The sequence below is a fragment of the Mycobacterium sp. Panama NTM2 genome, from assembly GCF_054355555.1.
In genome coordinates this window covers 1-16,133 of sequence record NZ_JBTHXC010000003.1, presented here as the reverse complement: position 1 = coordinate 16,133, position 16,133 = coordinate 1, and the positions used below count along the sequence as shown (strand labels likewise).

Genomic DNA, 16,133 nt, shown 5'->3' with positions numbered 1-16,133 from the left:
ACACGTCCCTTTCAGGGGCAACGGGTGCGGACCCGGAACCGAGCGCCAACTCGGTTCGGACCCTCAGACAAGGCCCCTACGGGGGCCTTCGTCGTATTAGCGGTGGGTCCGCAAACCTATGGATTTGTCACGTCTTGCCCGGCTGCCGCAGTCAGGACAAAGGAAATCTGCCGGGCTTGGGTTTCACATCGCCAGCGGCAAAACCTCCTCATGGTCAATGAGGCGGGCGTATTCGGGGAGCCCAACGTGCACAGCGAGGATGTCGGCGATATACGGCGAGACTTTGTGGTCCGGCGCTTGGCGGATAAGCCGCTCAGAAACCTCGCGGTGAGGACGGATCATGCAGCGGCCTCGGGTGTCGCCGTGAAGAGGATCGATCTTGCGGGCAGCACTGATCGGTGTTTGGTTCAGTTCCCGGACATGCTCAGGCATCCCGACATGCGCAGCAAGAACGTCGGCGCCATATTGCGACACCGAGGACACGCCAGCGTCGGTGGCCTTATCGACGAGACGCTGTAACACGGCCGGATGGAATTTCACCATGTGATACGCACGGTCACCTTTGCTTGGACGGGCCATACGCACACCCTGGCATCGAGAATGGTTGCGAAAACCGGCGACACGCCGACGCCCGGGGAGTTTTCGTAGATCAAGCGCAATCCCCCGGTCAGTCGGGTGCTGAATCCACTAGCTGGCGACCCAGCTTCACCCAGGGCATGTTGTCGTCGATGAGTTGGCGCGCGGCGTCGAGGGCATCGAGGTCGTCCGGATTGTCGAGAAGGCGCTCGCAGATCGCTATAGCTGCCCGCGCAGCGAGAAGGTCGTCGAGCATGGCGTTCCCCTCTCGGCGCGAACCTGCCTGGATAATCCCAAACTTACAGAGTTTGTATGTGCTGGGCAAGTGATGCGCGGGTGAGGGTCGGTAGGCGGGACCTTTTAGAGCCCGAGTGACGCGCGCAGTTCGGCTTCGGTGGTGCCGGCCAGCTCTGCTTCTCGCTTGAGTAGGAGGTCGATCGCCACTCTGATGAGGGTGTTTTCGGTGATCCGCTCGCCGCGGCCGTGACGTTGGCGGTTGAGGCCACGGCTGAGCTCGCTCAGTGAGTTGTACTGATCAGGGCGCAGACGGGTTTCTTTTCGCTCAAGCTGGTCGTAGCGGACCCATTCACCCGGCGTGATGGCATCGCCTGAACGTGACGAGCTGGGGTTGGTGTCCTTTGTCGCCACTTTCCGGGCACCTTCTTAGTTCGTGACTTCGGAAGTTTGAGTTTAGCGCCCTGCACTGCCCTGACCCCCTCCCTGCAGCGAGCGGCTGCCTCACGTTCATCCCAAACTGTGAGGTGACGAAAGGAAGGACATGAAAAAACCCGGCCCCAGTAGGGCCGGGTGGTATGACGCAATTATGCAACGCAGGTTGTGTCCACGCAATTCCCCGGCTTGACTCACGAAAAGTGCCCGCGAAACGCCCTCGGTGCCTCACGTAAGAATGCCCGCGAAATGGTGATCGTCGTGGAGCATGGGAAGTGGGTTGTCGATGGCGTCTCGTGCCGAGGTCACCGCCAGGTACGCCAAGGCGTATGTGAGGGCTTCGAAGAAGGACCGGGGCCGGATTCTGGATCAGGTGGTCGAGGTGACCGGCTGGTCGCGTGATAACGCCCGCCGGCGGCTCACGGTAGCGGCCAGGCGCCCGCCGGGTGCGGGCCGCAGTGTCGCAAAACGGCCGCGCAAACCGCGCTCGCCGAAGTACAGCTATGACACCCGTAAGGTGCTGCAGAAGGTCTGGGCCGCCTCGGGTGGGCAGTGCGGCAAGTACCTGGCTGCTTCGATGGCCCTGCAGCTCGACGGGTTGGAGCGCCACGGCGAGTTGGTCTTTGGCCGTGACCGTTACAGCCCGACGGTGCGCGAGGAGCTGTTGGCGATGAGCGCGGCGTCAATCGACCGCTATCTGGCGCCGGTGAAAGCCAAAGACCAGATCAAGGGCAAGTCCACCACCAAGCCCTCGCCGCTGTTGCGCTCGTCGGTCAAGATTCGCAAGGCCACCGACGAAATCGAAGCTGCGCCAGGCTTTTTCGAAGGAGACACCGTCGCGCACTGCGGGCCGACGTTGAAGGGCGAGTTCGCCCGCACCCTCAACCTCACCGATGTGCACACCGGCTGGACTTTCACGCGGACCGTGCGCAACAACGCCCACACCCACATCCTGGCCGCCCTGAAAGCAGGTGTGCATGAAATACCGTATGAGGTAACTGGTTTGGACTTCGACAACGGCACCGAGTTCCTCAACAAAGCCGTCATCAAATGGGCCGGGCAGATGGAGATCTTCTTCACCCGCTCCCGGCCGTACAAGAAGAACGACCAGGCCACCATCGAGTCCAAGAACAACCATCTCGTCCGCAAGTACGGGTTCTACTACCGCTACGACACCGACGAGGAACGTGCGGTGCTCAACCGGCTCTGGCCTCTGGTCAACGACCGGCTCAACTACCTGACCCCCACCATCAAACCCATCGGCTACGCCAGCAGCGGTGACGGCCGGCGCCGCCGTCTCTACGACCAGCCCAAGACCCCACTGGACCGGCTACTGGCGGCCGGCGTCCTCTCACCAGCCCAAGAATCGGAGCTCCTGACCTACCGCGACAGCCTGAACCCGGCCGCGATGGGACGCCAGATCGCCGACCTGCAGAACCGACTTCTCCAGCTGGCCAAGGAGAAAACCGAACAGCTCTACCTCGCCAGCATCCCCACCGCCCTACCCGACACCCGCAAAGGCATCCGGATCAAGGCCTCCTGACCCAACGCCGTTTCGCGGGCATTCTTACCTGAGGCATGGATCAGATTTCGCGGGCATCTTGATCTGAGGCATCACGTTCCCCTCCCTTGTCGGGTATGTCACCAGGGCGGCGGCTTTTGCACCCCGGCAACGGGGTCGGGGAGCTGGCAGGCCTGAAAGTCGGCGGCGGTGAGCTGGTACCACCAGTGATTACCCACCCCGTCAGCCGGTGAGCCGCGCAGCTTGCCCGCGGTGTGGCTGCGCGACGGGTTGACTGTCCCCACTGGCACCCGATCGCGCGCCGTCTGAACCGGAAATTTCAGATCGCTGTCATTGCTGATCATCACGGCCGCGTCAATGCGTTGTTCCAGGATGTCGAGCAGCAGATGTGCGGCGACATTGACGTCTGAGCCTTTTTCCTCGCGGCGGGCTGTGGACACCATGAACACAGCGGCGGGGTCGTCCTGGCCGGTGCCGTCCTTGATCATGAGCGGCCCGCCAGGGTGGGCCAGGAGCGGGCGGCCGTTGCGGTCCGGTGTGGCTAGCGGAGCCCGCGCCACCCGGTGCACGTAGTTGCCCAGTTCGACGCGATCGGCGGTGTGGGACCGCTGCAGCGCCCTCAGGTACGCGTCCTGCTCACGGTTGCCCACCGGGTTGTCGGCACCAGAGATCACCGCCGTGCAGTAGACCACCCGCTCAATCGTGGCCCCTGTCCAGACCGAGTGGGCGGTCACCAGCCGCGTGGCCAGCGCACGCACGTCGAGCCACCGCCACCCGGGGGTGCCCTTCCCGCACAGCCCGCGACCGCCGTAGTAGAGATTGAATCCGTCGATGTACACACCTACTCGCATGGGCAGAGACGCTAACTGGCATGGGTGCACGCCCCACTCAACACGGCCTGACCAGGTGTGATCGTTCTCGCGGATGCCCTTCCTCGTACTGGCCGCTCTTGTGCGTGGTGGTGCTGGCTGTCAAGGCTCGACCGTGGTCGACCGCGTAGCGGCGTTTGGCCTTGACAGCCAGCACCACCACGTTCACCGCAATGGCGGCGAGGAAGGGCACGGCACCTGATTCAGCCGGGCATGCGGTCGTTGTGATCTGGCCTGGGGATGCCGGCGTTATCGAGGTAGACATTGATCGCCTCATCGACTGTGTCGGTGATGACGTATCCGCGGGCCTTGATCCATTCGAGCCGCGCCAGGGTTCCTGAGTGCAGCTGCGTGGCGAAGGGGTTTTTCGCTTTCCGTTGGCGGGCTTTCAGCCGTACTGGCAGCGGCTCGACGGCCTCGTTTGGCTCGTTTTCCTGCTCGGGGGTCGCGGCCGGGACTGGCGGAACGTCGTTGTCCTGCGGCGGCGGGCTGAGTGCTGCTGCCGGTGCGGCGGGTGCTTCTTGGGCTTTGACTCGGGCGGCTTCTGCCCGCCGTTCGGCGCGCGACAAGGGCCGGGTGGAGCCGACCTGGAGACCGGTGGGTTTCGCTGCTGCGTTCATGCTGCTTGCCTCCTGGCCGCGATGCGTTCGGCGATCTCTCGGTATGCCACTGCCGCTGTGCTGGTCGGGGCGTGCACGTGAACGGGCACGCGTTTGCCCTTGGCTTCCACGACACGCACGGTGTGTGGAATTTCGCCTAGGTATGCGCCGCCGGCGTCCCACTCGCCCCAGTCGGCGCGTAGCTGTGCGCGAACGTCCTTGCTGGCCTTTGGATTACCGTCGAAGTCAGCCAGGAGCACATACCGGATTTCCACGTCCGGGTTGAGTGTCTCCTGAATATCGAGGACGGCGTTGCCGAGTTCGACCAGGCCGTCGACTTCATCAGGTCCGGCTTTGAGGACCGCCAAGACGTAATCGGCGGCCGCTAGCGCCGCCGTCGTTAACTCCCCCAGCGCCGGTGGGCAGTCCATCAGCACGAAGTCGTAGCCCTCGGTGTCGTCGAGTTGGCGCGCTAGGCGCAGCTGGCCACCTGATCCGAGGCCGGTGCGCTCGAGCTCTTTGAGGGCGAGGTGACCAGGCGCGACATCGATTCCGAACTGGCTCGGCCGGATGACCTTCGCCAGCGGGACGCGCATGGCCCTATCCGGGTGCAGTACCTCGTACATCGAGGCATCGTCGTCGCCGAGTTCAATGCCGAGACCCTTCGTGCTGTGGGCCTGCTGGTCCATGTCGACGACGAGAACTCGCAACCCCATCGCTGCGAGGTTTGCAGCGAGGTTGATGGTGGTGGTCGTCTTGCCGACACCGCCTTTTTGCAGTGCGATCGCCACGATTTCGCACCGTTCATCTGCGGAAATAGTCATAGCAGAAGCCTACCGCCCAGCAACAATCATGTCTACATGTAGGATTACATGTAAGTAATAATGTATGTATTCATGCGTGATTACTCACGGCTCGCTGCGAGATACCGGTATGCGGTCGCGCGGCCTATGCCGAACGCCGCCGCAAGCTCGGCGACCGGTTCGCCCGTGGCCGCCAGCCGCCGTAGCTGCTCTTGGCGATCGGCGCTGAGCTTCGATGGCTTGGTCGCCGGCAGGCTGCGGGACCGCCGTGATTCACGTGAGGCGGCGCGGCGCTCGCGGCCGAGTTCGAGCTCCAGTTCAGCCAAGGTGGCCATGATGGCGGCGACGGCACGGCCGGTCGGGGTGGCGGTGTCGATTCCTTCTCGGATGGCTCGCAGAAGAATGCCGCGATCGCTGAGGTCGGCAATGGTTCGAGTCACCTCGGCTACCGATCGGCCGAGGCGGTCAATGGCGGCAACGACAACCGCATCGCCGCGGCGGGCGTAGTCGAGCAGGGCAGCAAGGCCGGGGCGATGAGTGCCCGCGGCGCCGCAAAGGGTGTCTGTGAAGATCCGGGGCGCGTCGACGCCTGCGGCCGTCAAAGCGGTGCGCTGGGCGGTGAGGTCCTGTCCAGCGGTGCTGACGCGGGCGTAGCCGAGGATTGCGGTCATAACCGGCACTGTCTCATTGAACGCCGACAGAGAGGATTCGAGACACGCTGTGTGAGACAAGATATGAGACACCGCGACCTGGCATTACGCCAGTGGGGCGGTGGTGCACAGGAGGCTGTCTCGTTTCTCTACATGTGAGACATCCGCTGATCAATTCGATGTAACGGTCGGTCTCGGCGTCAAAACTAAGGATTGTGCCGTCTCTGACCCCCGCCGAACCGCTCGTACGCTCCGCACTGTCCGAGGACGGCGCCGGCGCCGTGCACGTCGTCCTGGCGTCCGGGTTGTTCGGCGCTGACGATATCGACGTGGTGGTCCAACTTCTCGACGACTACTTCGCTCAGCCCGACCTGGGACACGTATGTCTGGTGAGTGCCACCGGCGACGTAATCAACGGAGTGGCTTATGCGCAACCCACGCCTGCTGCGGACCGCGTGTGGTACCTGACCATGATCGCCGTCCATCCCGACGCCCAACGCCGTGGCGCGGGAACGGCGCTGCTGCGTGCAACGGAATCAGAACTGCTGGCCCGCGAACAACGGCTTCTGCTAGTTGAGACCTCGGCTCTGCCAGCCTATGAGTCCGCGCGGCAATTCTATCTGCGCGCCGGATACGACGAAGAGGCCCGAGTGCGGGACTACCACGAAGACGGCGACGACATGGTGCTCTACCGCAAACGGCTCACACGGTAAAGCTTTGAGGCGGGCCGACTTTCCTGCCTCAGCTGCACCCTGGTCATCGGCGCCACCTGACGTGGAAAAACGCCGCCTCTCACCGCTGCGAGTCACACCGGTCCGGCATGGAGCTACCGTTGAAGTTTGATGGTAAAGAGACGGGATTGACGGTGAGCAACCACGACGAGGTTCGCGACTTCATTTGGGTCCGACCACGCCCTGGCGAGCAGGTGATGCTGTCGAGGGTCGCAGGAATGCTGGCCTTACATGCGGCGGCAGCGAGTATTCGCTTCAACACGCCAGGATTCGTCCCCGACGAACGTCTCGGCTCTGACACCACGTTGCCCGTTCTAGAACTCGTTATGTCTGGGCTGTGGCAGCGAGTAAGGGGTGGCTATGAGATTGCCGATGCGTGGGATCGCCGTGTAGGTGAAAGTGGTCCGTGACCGCAGGGCCCCGCTCGGCATCCTGCAGAATTACGCCTCGACAGAACTGGCGATGCGGATTCCGTTAATGTCCTGCGGGGTGAGGGCAACAACGGTGTCGGCGTGGTTGACCCAGGGGTGCAGCAGCTGCTCGTAGCGGGCGATCTGGTCGGCATCGGTGACAGTGACGGCACGGCCCGTGACGACCACACTCCAGCCGGTCTCGGTGTGGGGGTCGAGATCGTCGGCTTCATAGGCAACCACCTGATCGGTGGACCGTACTGCCGCTGCGATTCCCGAGGTCAGCCGGGTACGGATGATGATGATGCCGTGATCCACCAGATGATTGACCGGGCGGATCGCCGGTAACGCGTCGAGGGTGAACACCACCCGCCCGTAGCTCACGCTGGCTAGCAATTGCAGGGCCTCGGCGGCAGGTAACTGCCGGGCACCACGCCCAAGCTGCGCGAAGTCCAAACCGCCGTCATAACGCTGTTTACCCGGTAGCTTCTGTGCATCCATAAGCTCCATCGTGAGCGTTCGCCATACACCGGCCCAAGAGCCACAGGTCCTAGAGTTCCGCTAATGCGGTGGCGTACGCGAAACAGGATCTGAGCAGTCCAGATTCTCTAGAAACGAGACAGGCGAGAGTTCGGGATGATGTTCGGAAGGGACCACCCGGCCGGGGGGAAGGGGTCCGTTTTTAGGAAGGATGATTGTGACCACCCAAGATCGTGGCAGTGCACGCTTGTCCAGACTGCTAGCGGACCCGCAACGTGCAGCTCGCGTGGCCGCCATTCGCGAGCAGATGGACCAGCCCTGCCCCGCTTCGCTCAGTCCACACACCATGACTGTCGACGACTTGCGGCGCGCCGCCGACGCAGCCAACGACGTTAACGACTCCGAGGTTCTCGACGCCGCTTGGCGGCGTGAGCGGCCCTGATGCACTAAATCGGTAGTGTCGCAAGGACTGCCGATATAGAGGCCGCCATTTTGTGTACGGCGACGTCACTGGCCGGTTTTAGGCTTGGAGAATGCACCCGAGCTCAGGACCGCCCCAGCCCGGGCCTTTCCATGTGCCGCCGGTGCCTCCTCCACCACGTAGAAGCTCAAGGTTTCCGCTGTGGCTGGCGGTAGTCGCAGTACTGCTGTCTACCGCCGCTCTCATCGTCGCGGTCCTTGGGTTAACCCGTGAACCCGAGCAGAAAGTAGAGCCGCCAGCGACAAGTGTTGCGACCACCGATTCGAATGATCGGGCATTGTGCGAAGCGATCGCACCGCTGATCAAGGAAAGTTCGGGAAATAAGAATGACTTTGTAGAGCTAGGGGAGCCCGGCTCTCCGGAGCGCAACGCGGGAATCCCGAATTTTGTTGAGATAACTCAGGATTGGGTCTCTCGTGCACAGGAGGTGCTCGACGCGCACGCCGAGCCGCCGCGGTATCTAACTCGTACGCTGCAGCGCTACGTCGACGATATGCGGCTCTTTGTCGATGGATTGCGGCCCGGACCTGAAGACGATGCTGATCGGGCGTTGTGGACGGACAGCATCGGCGCACTCGGCGGACCTCTTACAACCTGCCTTGATCAGGGGGTTGAGTTATGGCAGCGGTAGGGACGACTGCATCGATGCCGTCGCGGCCGTACTCGCCGCGCATCGTGGGCTCGGTGTGGCCCCGCACCTCACCGGAAGCTTGGTCGGAAACCGCAAACGGCCTCCAAGAAAAGAGTGCCGAGCTCAGCACATCGGCGGGCGGGATCCGCCGTAGCGCCGATGATCTTGGTTCTTCCAATTCAGGCCAAATGATCGAAGCGATGTGCGAGCGCTCCTACCGCACGGCCCAAACGGTGACCAATCATTCCGATCTGTACGGAGATATGTCCAAAGCGGTCAAAGAGACCGCCGAGCTGATCTGGCATGGCCGCGAGCGACTCGACGCGATCGACCGTAACGCTCACGAGGAGATTGACCGACTCAAGCAGCAGTTCGCGGCAGAAGCTTCCTTTTTGGGAGCTGGCGCCGCGGCGGTGGCACTTCATGCTGCGATCGAAGCCATCATCAACGCCGCCGCAGGCGAAGCACTCGGGGTGGCCTCCGATACTGCTGCGGCTATTGCCGAGCAGGCTGCACACATCGGTGGCAATTCGAGCGGCGCAGCCGGCAGCAGCGGGGATGGTCCTGCGCTGCAGGCGCTGAGTCAACAAGGCGAATCCGGCGACGCCGAAACTATGACTGACGGCACGCCCACAGGTACACCGCCCGGTACTCGACCCACCAACTACGGGACGAATGACGCACAATCCCTCGGCTACGGAACGGAAGAGCAATCACCACCGGACCCCTCGGATGTCGAATCTGGATCTGACGGCGTCAGCCGCGAGACACCCCCCGGCGGCAACGCCGAATCAAATGAGCAGAGCGGAAGTAAGGGGAACCCAGCTACTACGCCGAGCACAGAAGGTACCGGCGCACCGAGTCCCCCCGATCCCAGTTCACTCGAAAACGCTTACACGGCAACCGGAACACCGACGCCAATGCCTGCGCCGATGACACCCGCTGGTGGTGGGCTGTCGTCTACGGGTAGTAGCGGCGGCGGGTTGAAGATGCCGGGGGCGGGCGGTTTGTCGGGGGCTGGTTCTGTCTCCCCGGCGAGCGGTGCTGGCGGGTTAGGTTCTGGCGGGTTGAATCCGGCTGCAGCGGCGGGGTTGTCGCCGACGTCGTCGGGCGCTGGTCTGCCGTCTGCGGCGAGTGCGGGGACGCCGACGCCTTCTTCTGATTTTTCGCGGGGATTCAACGCGGGCCTGGCGGGTGGTGGCTCGGTGTTGCCGCCGCCTGTGACCCCACCGCCCGCGCAACCGGCGAGTTCGACGGCTGGTGCGTATGGGTCTCCGAGTGCTGGGGGTGCACCATCGGTGCCGGCTGGCGGCGGTCCGGTGGCGCAGAGCGCGCCGCCAGCGGCTGCGGGCGGATTAGCGGCATCAGCTGGGCCGGTGGGGACACCGACGATGTCACCGGCACCTGCGCCCGCTGGCCCTTTGCCGCCGTTTAATTCCGACATTGCGCCGCGCCAAGTGTCTGCGGCGTCTGCGTCGGCCCCGCCTGGTGTACCGGCGGCTCCGGCGTCGTCGGCTGCGGGTGGGCCGGGAACACCGCTGCCTCCTGGAGTAGTGGCGTCGGGAGGTGCCGCGGCGGCAGCGGGTGCAATGGCGGGGGCGAAATCGGCTGCCCCCGATCCGCTGCTCGACGACGCGTGCACGCTGGTCGAGGAGCTGATGAAGGCTTCTCGCCAGTACGGCACCATCGACTGGTGTGTGGGGGTGTTCAAAACCCCATCGAGAACCCTGACCGTGGTGACCTCCGGCGAGGGCGCGGGGTTCATCCCGGCGGGGGTTCATCTGCCCAAAGGGGTGGAGTCGCTGTTCTCAGATTCGGGTTTGGACAACGCTTTTCGGCGTCGCTGGTTCGGTTGGATCAACCCGGCGCAGACCATGGTGGCCTACGCCCAGTCGGTGACCGCGCTGGACCCGAATATTGAGCTGTGGGCGGTGGCGGTATCGACGGGTTTCGGCGGCTCAGCACAGCCAGCCCGGGCCGCTGGGGTGCCGCACTATGCCGACTGCCCCGTGCCCACCGATAGCCCCCTGGGCGGGGGCGTGGCGCAGCCGCCGTTGGATGAGACCCGGTTACACCGCTTACAGGCTCTCAATCCGGCCGCCTACGCGCAGCTGAACACCGCAACCCCGGTCGACGTGCGCGAATCACTGGCCATCACCAGACAAACTGCGCACGTCACATTCACCCAGGCCGGTGAACTCCTGACACTGCCGATTCCCCCGCTGCTGCGCGAAATCGCCACCCACCTCGACCGCGGCACCGCCATCACCGAATCGCAGTGGGACGAACTCGCTAGTGCCGTGCTACCGATGGCGATCACCGACAGCTCGGGTCAGCGACCCGGCCGGATCGGCGCCGACACGGAGGCGTCGTCGTACGCGCGAGTGCAGCACAATCTGGCCCGGCTCGCCGAGCTGCTGCTGTTATGGCGCCACGGCGCCCCCGATCACCGCGAGGTGGTCTATCTGGCCCACCACATCGCCGCAGAACGCCAACTCTGGGTTGGCCACGAGGATGGCGGTGTTCGATGAATGCAGACGTGTCAGTCAACCAGTGGAATCCGTTAGAGGTAGCCGCTGAGGCGACAATCGCTGCCGCCACAGCCGCGCTGGTGTGGGAAGGCCCAGACAGCTACGGGGTGCTGGAACGGGTCGCCGGGGCCACAGCGAAAGGCATAGCAACAGCTCGGATAGCCGCCGAAATCATGGCTGACGTCACCACCTCAGTTCAGTTCACTGCGGCCACCGAACATGCGCGCGGCGGCGCTGTAGCGGGACTTCCGGGGTGGCTGGCGCCGCGGTGGGCGGCGTCCGTGCGTGCCGCACTGGACGAACTCGAAGCCGCCGGGCGGCCCGGCTACGCCATGGTCAAGGCGATCACCTGGCCTGCCTTGCGCAGCGTCGCGGGGTGGACCCAAGACGGGCCGCTGCAAACATGGCAGACGGCTCTAATTGTGAGCGAAGCACGGACTGCTCTGGCTCACCGCGTAGGCGTCTGAGCATAAGGCTGAAATCAAAGTTCGAGGCCGTCGACGTCACGGCCACGACCGCGGCCGCGTGACTGTTCGGCGCCGTGTTCCAGTCCGGCGCGCAAACGCTCGTAGGCCTGTTCGCGACTCCGCTGGGTACGGGTGTGCTCGTGCCAGGCGGCCCGCCAAGTCCCGCGGCGTTGCGCGTGGCGGTCGAGGACCTGGCCGATGATGTCGGGGAGGTGTTCGCGGGCGGTGTGTTCGGCTTCGACGTGCATGGTGCGGGGGCGGTCGTCGTTGGCCAGGATCATCTGAAGGGCGTGCGCGGCAGTGTGTTTGGTGCCGCGGCGGGCCACGTGCATGCCGGTATGGGGGGCGCTGTGTTCGTGGTCGGCTTCGCCGCTGAATCGGGTGTAGAGGTAGGCGTGGTTGGTCTGGCGGCCGCGGCTGAGCCCGACGTAGGCCTGGGTGCGGGAGGCGTTTTCACCGAGCACGGTGTGGGCGGTGTCGACGGTGACACCTTGGGCAGCGTGGACGGTGACGGCATATCCAAGGTGGACATGCTGGCGTAGGTAGTCGCCCTCGAATAGGACTCGGGCTTTGTCGGTGAGCCGTTCGGCGGCGACGCGGTTGGTCTTTTCGTCGATGCCGGCCACGCGCCACCGGTTGCCGTTGCGCACCTGATCGACCGTCTGGCCCTCACGGTGGTGGGGGCCGGGGTGGACGGTGATGGTGGGGTCGTTGTCGCGGCTGACGATGATGTCGCCGACCCGCACCGTTTGGTCGCGGGCCACCTGCGCGGTGGGTCCCTCGGTGGTGAGGGTGTCGTGGAGGCGCTGGTTGAGGGCATCAGCGATGTCCCAGGTATCGCAGACGAGCAGGGTGTTTTTCCCGGCGGCGCGGTCATCGAGGTAGGCCGTCAAGGCGTCGGCGGCCATGCTGACCTGATCGCCGGTGTGCAGACGGTCGTGGCTGCGGTACCAGCCGACCGCTCTGCGGAGCCGGTTACCGCGCCCGTTGCGGATCGCTAGGGAGGCGTCACGTTCGGCCGGGTCGTGCATGCGCCACACCTGCGAGAGGCGCTGAGTCCAAGGCAGCTCGATGCACAGTTGGTCGAACATGCCGCCGCGGGCTTTCACCGGTGCCAGCTGGTAGGGGTCACCAACGAGCACGGTTTTCGCCTGGGCGGCGGTAGTGGTCTCCAACAGTTGGCGCAGCTTGGGGGTGGCCACCATGGACGCCTCATCGACGACCACCACGGTGCGCTGATCGAGGGCCAGGGTGCCGGTGTCGAGCTGGTGCAGCGCTTTGTCGAGGGTCATGCCGTGGTCGCCGGCGCCGTCAGCGAGTGCTTGATCGACCGCCGTCCCGGTGGGAGCGAGCACCAGCACCTCTTTGTGGACTCGGTGGGCGGCGGCGCGCAGGGCTTGCAGGGAGTGGGTTTTTCCGGCACCGGCGGGTGCGGACAGCGGATTGACCAACCACTGCGACATGCCGATCGCGGTCACCGCGCGCGCCTGATCCGGTGACAGCGCGGCCAGCTCGCTCGAGCGCACACCCAGGCGCGCACGCGCATCGGTGGCACCGGCGGCCTCGAGGACGCGCATCTCCTCGTTGAGGATCGCGGTCAGCGTGTACTTCTCGTGTCCTTCGCGCTCATGCGCGGCGCGCGGTGCGCTCACCCGCAGACCGATGCGCGCGGCGAGGTCCTCGATGCGCGCCCGCACATCCCGGCCCTCACCAGGATCTTCGTCATACGGCATGACTGCGCCGACCAGCTCGACGACATCGGCGCGGGTGAACGCGGCCTTGTCGATGTGCGCTAGCGCGGCAGAGATGCGCGCCCGTCCGGGGATGTGCGCTTGTGCGCGCCGCTCAGCGCGGGCGGCGAAGTGCGCATCGCGGTCCAAGTCCAGACCGCGCGCGTCGGCGCGCCACATCGCTTTGAGTTCGTCCCAGGCGAGCTGCTCGGGTTTGGTGGGCCGGGTGGCTTTCTGCGCGGTCGCCAACTGCGCGGCGGTCGGCTCACCGTCGACGACGACCAGGTTGTCTTTGGCCCATTCCCGCAGCCGCGTCGAACGCTGCGACCACGCCTTGATGCTCGCCGCGGTGACGCCGGCGATCTCGGCCATGCCGGAATGCTCGTCGACGGGCTGCCATTCGAAGCCCCGCTCGGCGTGCAACTCGTGGCGCAGCGTGGCTTGGTAGATGATCCCGGCGGCTTTGGCTTCGTGGTACAGCGACTTGGAGTCGATCGACACCAGCCGCCCATCAGCTCTGACCTGGCGATTCGGCACGATGACGTGGGTGTGCAGGTGCGGGTCCCCGCACCGGCTCGTCTCATGCTGGTAGGCGATCGCCACCAGCCCGGGCAGCCGTTGGAGGTCTTTGTTGCTGGTCAGCGGGTTGTGCACCCGCGTGTACCCGGCATGTTCGTGCAGGTAAGTCATCGCGGCTTCGACGGCTTTGACGTGGGCGTTCTGCATGACCTTCTCGGACACGTCGTCGGTCAGCGACCGCAGCAGCGACACACTCTTGGGCGCGGCGAACATCAGGTCGAAACCGTGCACACCGTTGGTCCCGAACGCCCGCCCCGCCTCCCCGCTGGGTGTCACCCCATCATCGAGCCAGCGTGCCGCAACCTCGGTGTCAGCAAACCCGCCGTCGAGCGCGGCGCCGTCGAGCCCGGTGGCCTCACCGACGGTGGCCTTGTCGCCGACCACGACCCAGGTCGGGACCCGGGTGTCGCCTTCAGAGTAGTACTCGCCCAGGCCGCCGCCGGCGGCCTGACGGTCCATCGAGGCTTGCCGGGCCTGATTGGCGGTGTCGTTGTAGTAGCCGATGCTCCAGCGCGACAACCGCGAGATCGTCAGCACGGTCGCACCGCCACCAGACCACCTCACCAAGCCGGGACAGGCCGCCGCCAGGCGGCCGGGGTTCGGGCGCGCCAGCGCCCGAAGCCGAGTATTGCACAACTTGTGCCAATGTGCCGTGCTGTAATTGTGTGGAAGGGGGAGGGAGTGGCCGGGTGAGGCGTTGGCTGCTGTGGAGGCTGGTGATGGGCGGCGAGGGAGTTGCGGAGAGGTGGCAGTGGAGATGGAGTTGAGAGGGCTGGTGTGGGTGGGATGATGTGGGGGTGAGCGTGGAGAGGCGGCTGCTAGAGCTGTTGGTGCGCCGCGACAGCGGCGTGTCAGAACGGGTCCTCGCTTGGCTTGTGGACGGCGATTTACCCCCGGCGATGGGGCGCGATATCGCATGGCTCGACGTGCCGACTCAGTAGCGAAGGCCCCGAGCCAGATTCCTAATCAATGTTCGGGGAGCAAACAGCTGGATCGGGTAGCGGCGAGCGTGAGACGACCGCACGGCTCGCTTCGGTAGAAGTCGTTAGCGCAGCGCGGCGAGCGCGGTGTGCGGGGGTGATGAGCTCGTCTCGGGCGGCTTGTTCGGCGGTGGCCACGGTGGTGCGCCGGTGTACGGCGCGTTGCCGCGCAACCGCCAGCGCCTCAAACGCCGCGGCGCGGCCCGGCCCGGTGGCGGCGGCTTTCCCGCGTTCTCGACCTTCAGCGTGTTCACGGCGGGCCTGTTTGGCGGCCGCGGCGCGCGCTTGTTCGGCGGCACGCGCCTGAGCTTCCCGGGCTTCGTCGAGCGCGGCGGGTCGGTCGCTCAGGCTGTTGTGGCTGGTGTGCCAGGCCAGCAGCGTTCCCAGCAGGGCGATCGGCCGGGCCGGCGCGTCGGGAATCCAATGTCCGGTGCCGAGCCAGTCGGCCACCAACGCGGTCAGGTCAGCCGGTGTCCAGCCGGCGGCCGCCGGCGCGGCCAGCATCCCTGCCCAGCTGCCGGTGGTGTACATCCGTGCCCACGGCGGAGTATCCGGGTCAGCGCGCCATCTGGAGGCCAGCCGGCGCCCCTGCTCGTCGGGTGCTCGGCGGCGCGCAGCGCCGTGGTGCCGGGCGCGTGCGCCCGTGCGGGTAGTAACCGGATCTCTAAAACAGGGGGAGGTGGTGGTTACTGGGGACCGTTCCAGATGGGGTGACAAGCTGTGGATTACTCGGTTGATCTGGGGGTTGTCGTGCAGCGCCCACACCGAAGCCCAGCCACGGTGCCGGTCGCCCATCCGCCAGGACGCCATGCGCTCGGTGTATGTGCGTTGGCGGCCGCGCAGAACCTCGGTGGCCACGCCGAGCAGGCGAAGGCACTCGTGGGCCCGCTGGATGGTGCGCTCACAGAATCCGGTGGCGGCAGCCAATTGGTCATTGGTGGGTCGGCAGTTGCGGCCGGTGCTCCAGTCGGCGTAGCGCGCCATGGCCGCAGCGATCACGATGAGCGTCTTTTTCCCGATCCCGCCGTTGCACATCGAGGGCTGCACCTCGGTGGCGTAGCGCAGCTCGTAGGCCACCGCGACGGTGGTGTGCGCCCAGTAGGAGGGGCCTCCGCTCCAGCACGGCACACCGGCATAGGCGTCAGCATCGAGCTCCAGGCCGACGAACACACTCGGTGCCGGCATGTCCCGGCCCGAGAGCCGGCGACCGCGGCGGATCGCCAACACCTCGGCGGTGCCGGTGGTGCGGATAACACCGCGGCGGCGCACGGTCGGGGTACACCCGCGATACGTCGTCGACGGTGTGGGGGTAATGGGCCGGCGGCAACGTTCGCCGGCGGTGTGTTGGTCACGGTTTGTACGCCAGATGCGCGGCGAATCTGGTCGAGACGCAGCACATGCGCTACCGTGAGACGAGTCCACGAG

18 protein-coding genes are annotated in these 16,133 nt (G+C 65.4%); 6 read left to right on the top strand and 12 right to left on the bottom strand.

All coding sequences use genetic code 11. The annotated features are described in order from the left end of the window. Positions 1–183: 183 nt before the first annotated feature. The 3 genes from ACXYX3_RS27605 to ACXYX3_RS27595 all read right to left on the bottom strand — a co-directional run bounded on the left by ACXYX3_RS27605 (position 184) and on the right by ACXYX3_RS27595 (position 1,224). A complete protein-coding gene (locus tag ACXYX3_RS27605) occupies positions 184–579 on the bottom strand; it encodes a hypothetical protein (RefSeq protein WP_041801188.1) in 396 nt (131 codons plus the stop codon). A gap of 88 nt (positions 580–667) precedes the next feature. After that, the gene (locus ACXYX3_RS27600) at positions 668–832 is read right to left on the bottom strand and encodes a hypothetical protein (protein WP_158022137.1); all 165 of its coding nucleotides are present in this window, start codon (positions 830–832) and stop codon (positions 668–670) included. A 104-nt stretch (positions 833–936) separates the two neighbouring features. Beyond that, a complete protein-coding gene (locus ACXYX3_RS27595; RefSeq protein ID WP_011896343.1) occupies positions 937–1,224 on the bottom strand; it encodes a hypothetical protein in 288 nt (95 codons plus the stop codon). A 307-nt stretch (positions 1,225–1,531) separates the two neighbouring features. On the opposite strand from ACXYX3_RS27595, the gene ACXYX3_RS27590 reads away from it, so the two are divergent. Next, positions 1,532–2,788 carry an integrase catalytic domain-containing protein gene (locus tag ACXYX3_RS27590; RefSeq protein ID WP_176215952.1) on the top strand — a complete coding sequence of 419 codons (1,257 nt, stop codon included), beginning with the start codon at positions 1,532–1,534 and terminating at the stop codon, positions 2,786–2,788. A 98-nt stretch (positions 2,789–2,886) separates the two neighbouring features. On the opposite strand, the gene ACXYX3_RS27585 is transcribed toward ACXYX3_RS27590, so the two are convergent. The 5 genes from ACXYX3_RS27585 to ACXYX3_RS27565 form a co-directional block, all read right to left on the bottom strand. Next, positions 2,887–3,618 (bottom strand): NYN domain-containing protein, encoded by a 732-nt coding sequence (locus tag ACXYX3_RS27585; protein ID WP_011896328.1) that lies wholly within the window; start codon positions 3,616–3,618, stop codon positions 2,887–2,889. A 37-nt stretch (positions 3,619–3,655) separates the two neighbouring features. Then, complete coding sequence (locus tag ACXYX3_RS27580) at positions 3,656–3,829, bottom strand: hypothetical protein (protein WP_158022135.1); 174 nt, start codon at positions 3,827–3,829, stop codon at positions 3,656–3,658. A 10-nt stretch (positions 3,830–3,839) separates the two neighbouring features. Then, a complete protein-coding gene (locus ACXYX3_RS27575) occupies positions 3,840–4,256 on the bottom strand; it encodes a hypothetical protein (protein ID WP_011896329.1) in 417 nt (138 codons plus the stop codon). Next, on the bottom strand, positions 4,253–5,059 hold the full coding sequence (locus tag ACXYX3_RS27570) for a ParA family protein (protein WP_011896330.1): 807 nt from the start codon (positions 5,057–5,059) through the stop codon (positions 4,253–4,255). The genes ACXYX3_RS27575 and ACXYX3_RS27570 overlap by 4 nt, the downstream gene beginning before the upstream one ends. 80 nt (positions 5,060–5,139) lie before the next feature. Continuing rightward, positions 5,140–5,709: a recombinase family protein gene (locus ACXYX3_RS27565; protein WP_041801187.1), complete on the bottom strand. Its 570-nt coding sequence runs from the start codon at positions 5,707–5,709 to the stop codon at positions 5,140–5,142. 194 nt (positions 5,710–5,903) lie between these two features. Here ACXYX3_RS27565 and ACXYX3_RS27560 point away from each other — a divergent pair, with 194 nt between their 5' ends. Both ACXYX3_RS27560 and ACXYX3_RS27555 read left to right on the top strand, forming a co-directional pair. Next, a complete protein-coding gene (locus tag ACXYX3_RS27560) occupies positions 5,904–6,401 on the top strand; it encodes a GNAT family N-acetyltransferase (RefSeq protein ID WP_458612327.1) in 498 nt (165 codons plus the stop codon). 107 nt (positions 6,402–6,508) lie between these two features. Beyond that, complete coding sequence (locus ACXYX3_RS27555; RefSeq protein WP_458612326.1) at positions 6,509–6,829, top strand: hypothetical protein; 321 nt, start codon at positions 6,509–6,511, stop codon at positions 6,827–6,829. 30 nt (positions 6,830–6,859) lie between these two features. Here ACXYX3_RS27555 and ACXYX3_RS27550 read toward each other — a convergent pair whose 3' ends face one another. Continuing rightward, positions 6,860–7,330: a pyridoxamine 5'-phosphate oxidase family protein gene (locus ACXYX3_RS27550; RefSeq protein ID WP_458612325.1), complete on the bottom strand. Its 471-nt coding sequence runs from the start codon at positions 7,328–7,330 to the stop codon at positions 6,860–6,862. Between the two features lie 737 nt (positions 7,331–8,067). On the opposite strand from ACXYX3_RS27550, the gene ACXYX3_RS27545 reads away from it, so the two are divergent. Beyond that, positions 8,068–8,421 (top strand): hypothetical protein, encoded by a 354-nt coding sequence (locus ACXYX3_RS27545; RefSeq protein WP_235621273.1) that lies wholly within the window; start codon positions 8,068–8,070, stop codon positions 8,419–8,421. A gap of 179 nt (positions 8,422–8,600) precedes the next feature. Here the strand turns inward: ACXYX3_RS27545 and ACXYX3_RS27540 are convergent, their stop codons facing one another. After that, a complete protein-coding gene (locus ACXYX3_RS27540; RefSeq protein WP_278223962.1) occupies positions 8,601–9,008 on the bottom strand; it encodes a hypothetical protein in 408 nt (135 codons plus the stop codon). 966 nt (positions 9,009–9,974) lie between these two features. On the opposite strand from ACXYX3_RS27540, the gene ACXYX3_RS27535 reads away from it, so the two are divergent. Together ACXYX3_RS27535 and ACXYX3_RS27530 are read left to right on the top strand one after the other, a co-directional pair. Next, entirely contained in the window at positions 9,975–10,952 is a 978-nt protein-coding gene (locus tag ACXYX3_RS27535; protein ID WP_235621270.1) for a hypothetical protein, read from the top strand. A gap of 173 nt (positions 10,953–11,125) precedes the next feature. Beyond that, positions 11,126–11,419 carry a hypothetical protein gene (locus tag ACXYX3_RS27530; protein WP_240761134.1) on the top strand — a complete coding sequence of 98 codons (294 nt, stop codon included), beginning with the start codon at positions 11,126–11,128 and terminating at the stop codon, positions 11,417–11,419. Positions 11,420–11,433: 14 nt separating this feature from the next. On the opposite strand, the gene mobF is transcribed toward ACXYX3_RS27530, so the two are convergent. Both mobF and ACXYX3_RS27520 read right to left on the bottom strand, forming a co-directional pair. Continuing rightward, complete coding sequence (mobF, locus tag ACXYX3_RS27525; protein WP_458612324.1) at positions 11,434–14,265, bottom strand: MobF family relaxase; 2,832 nt, start codon at positions 14,263–14,265, stop codon at positions 11,434–11,436. A 425-nt stretch (positions 14,266–14,690) separates the two neighbouring features. Beyond that, a complete protein-coding gene (locus ACXYX3_RS27520) occupies positions 14,691–15,977 on the bottom strand; it encodes a helix-turn-helix domain-containing protein (RefSeq protein ID WP_240761135.1) in 1,287 nt (428 codons plus the stop codon). Positions 15,978–16,133: the final 156 nt, after the last annotated feature.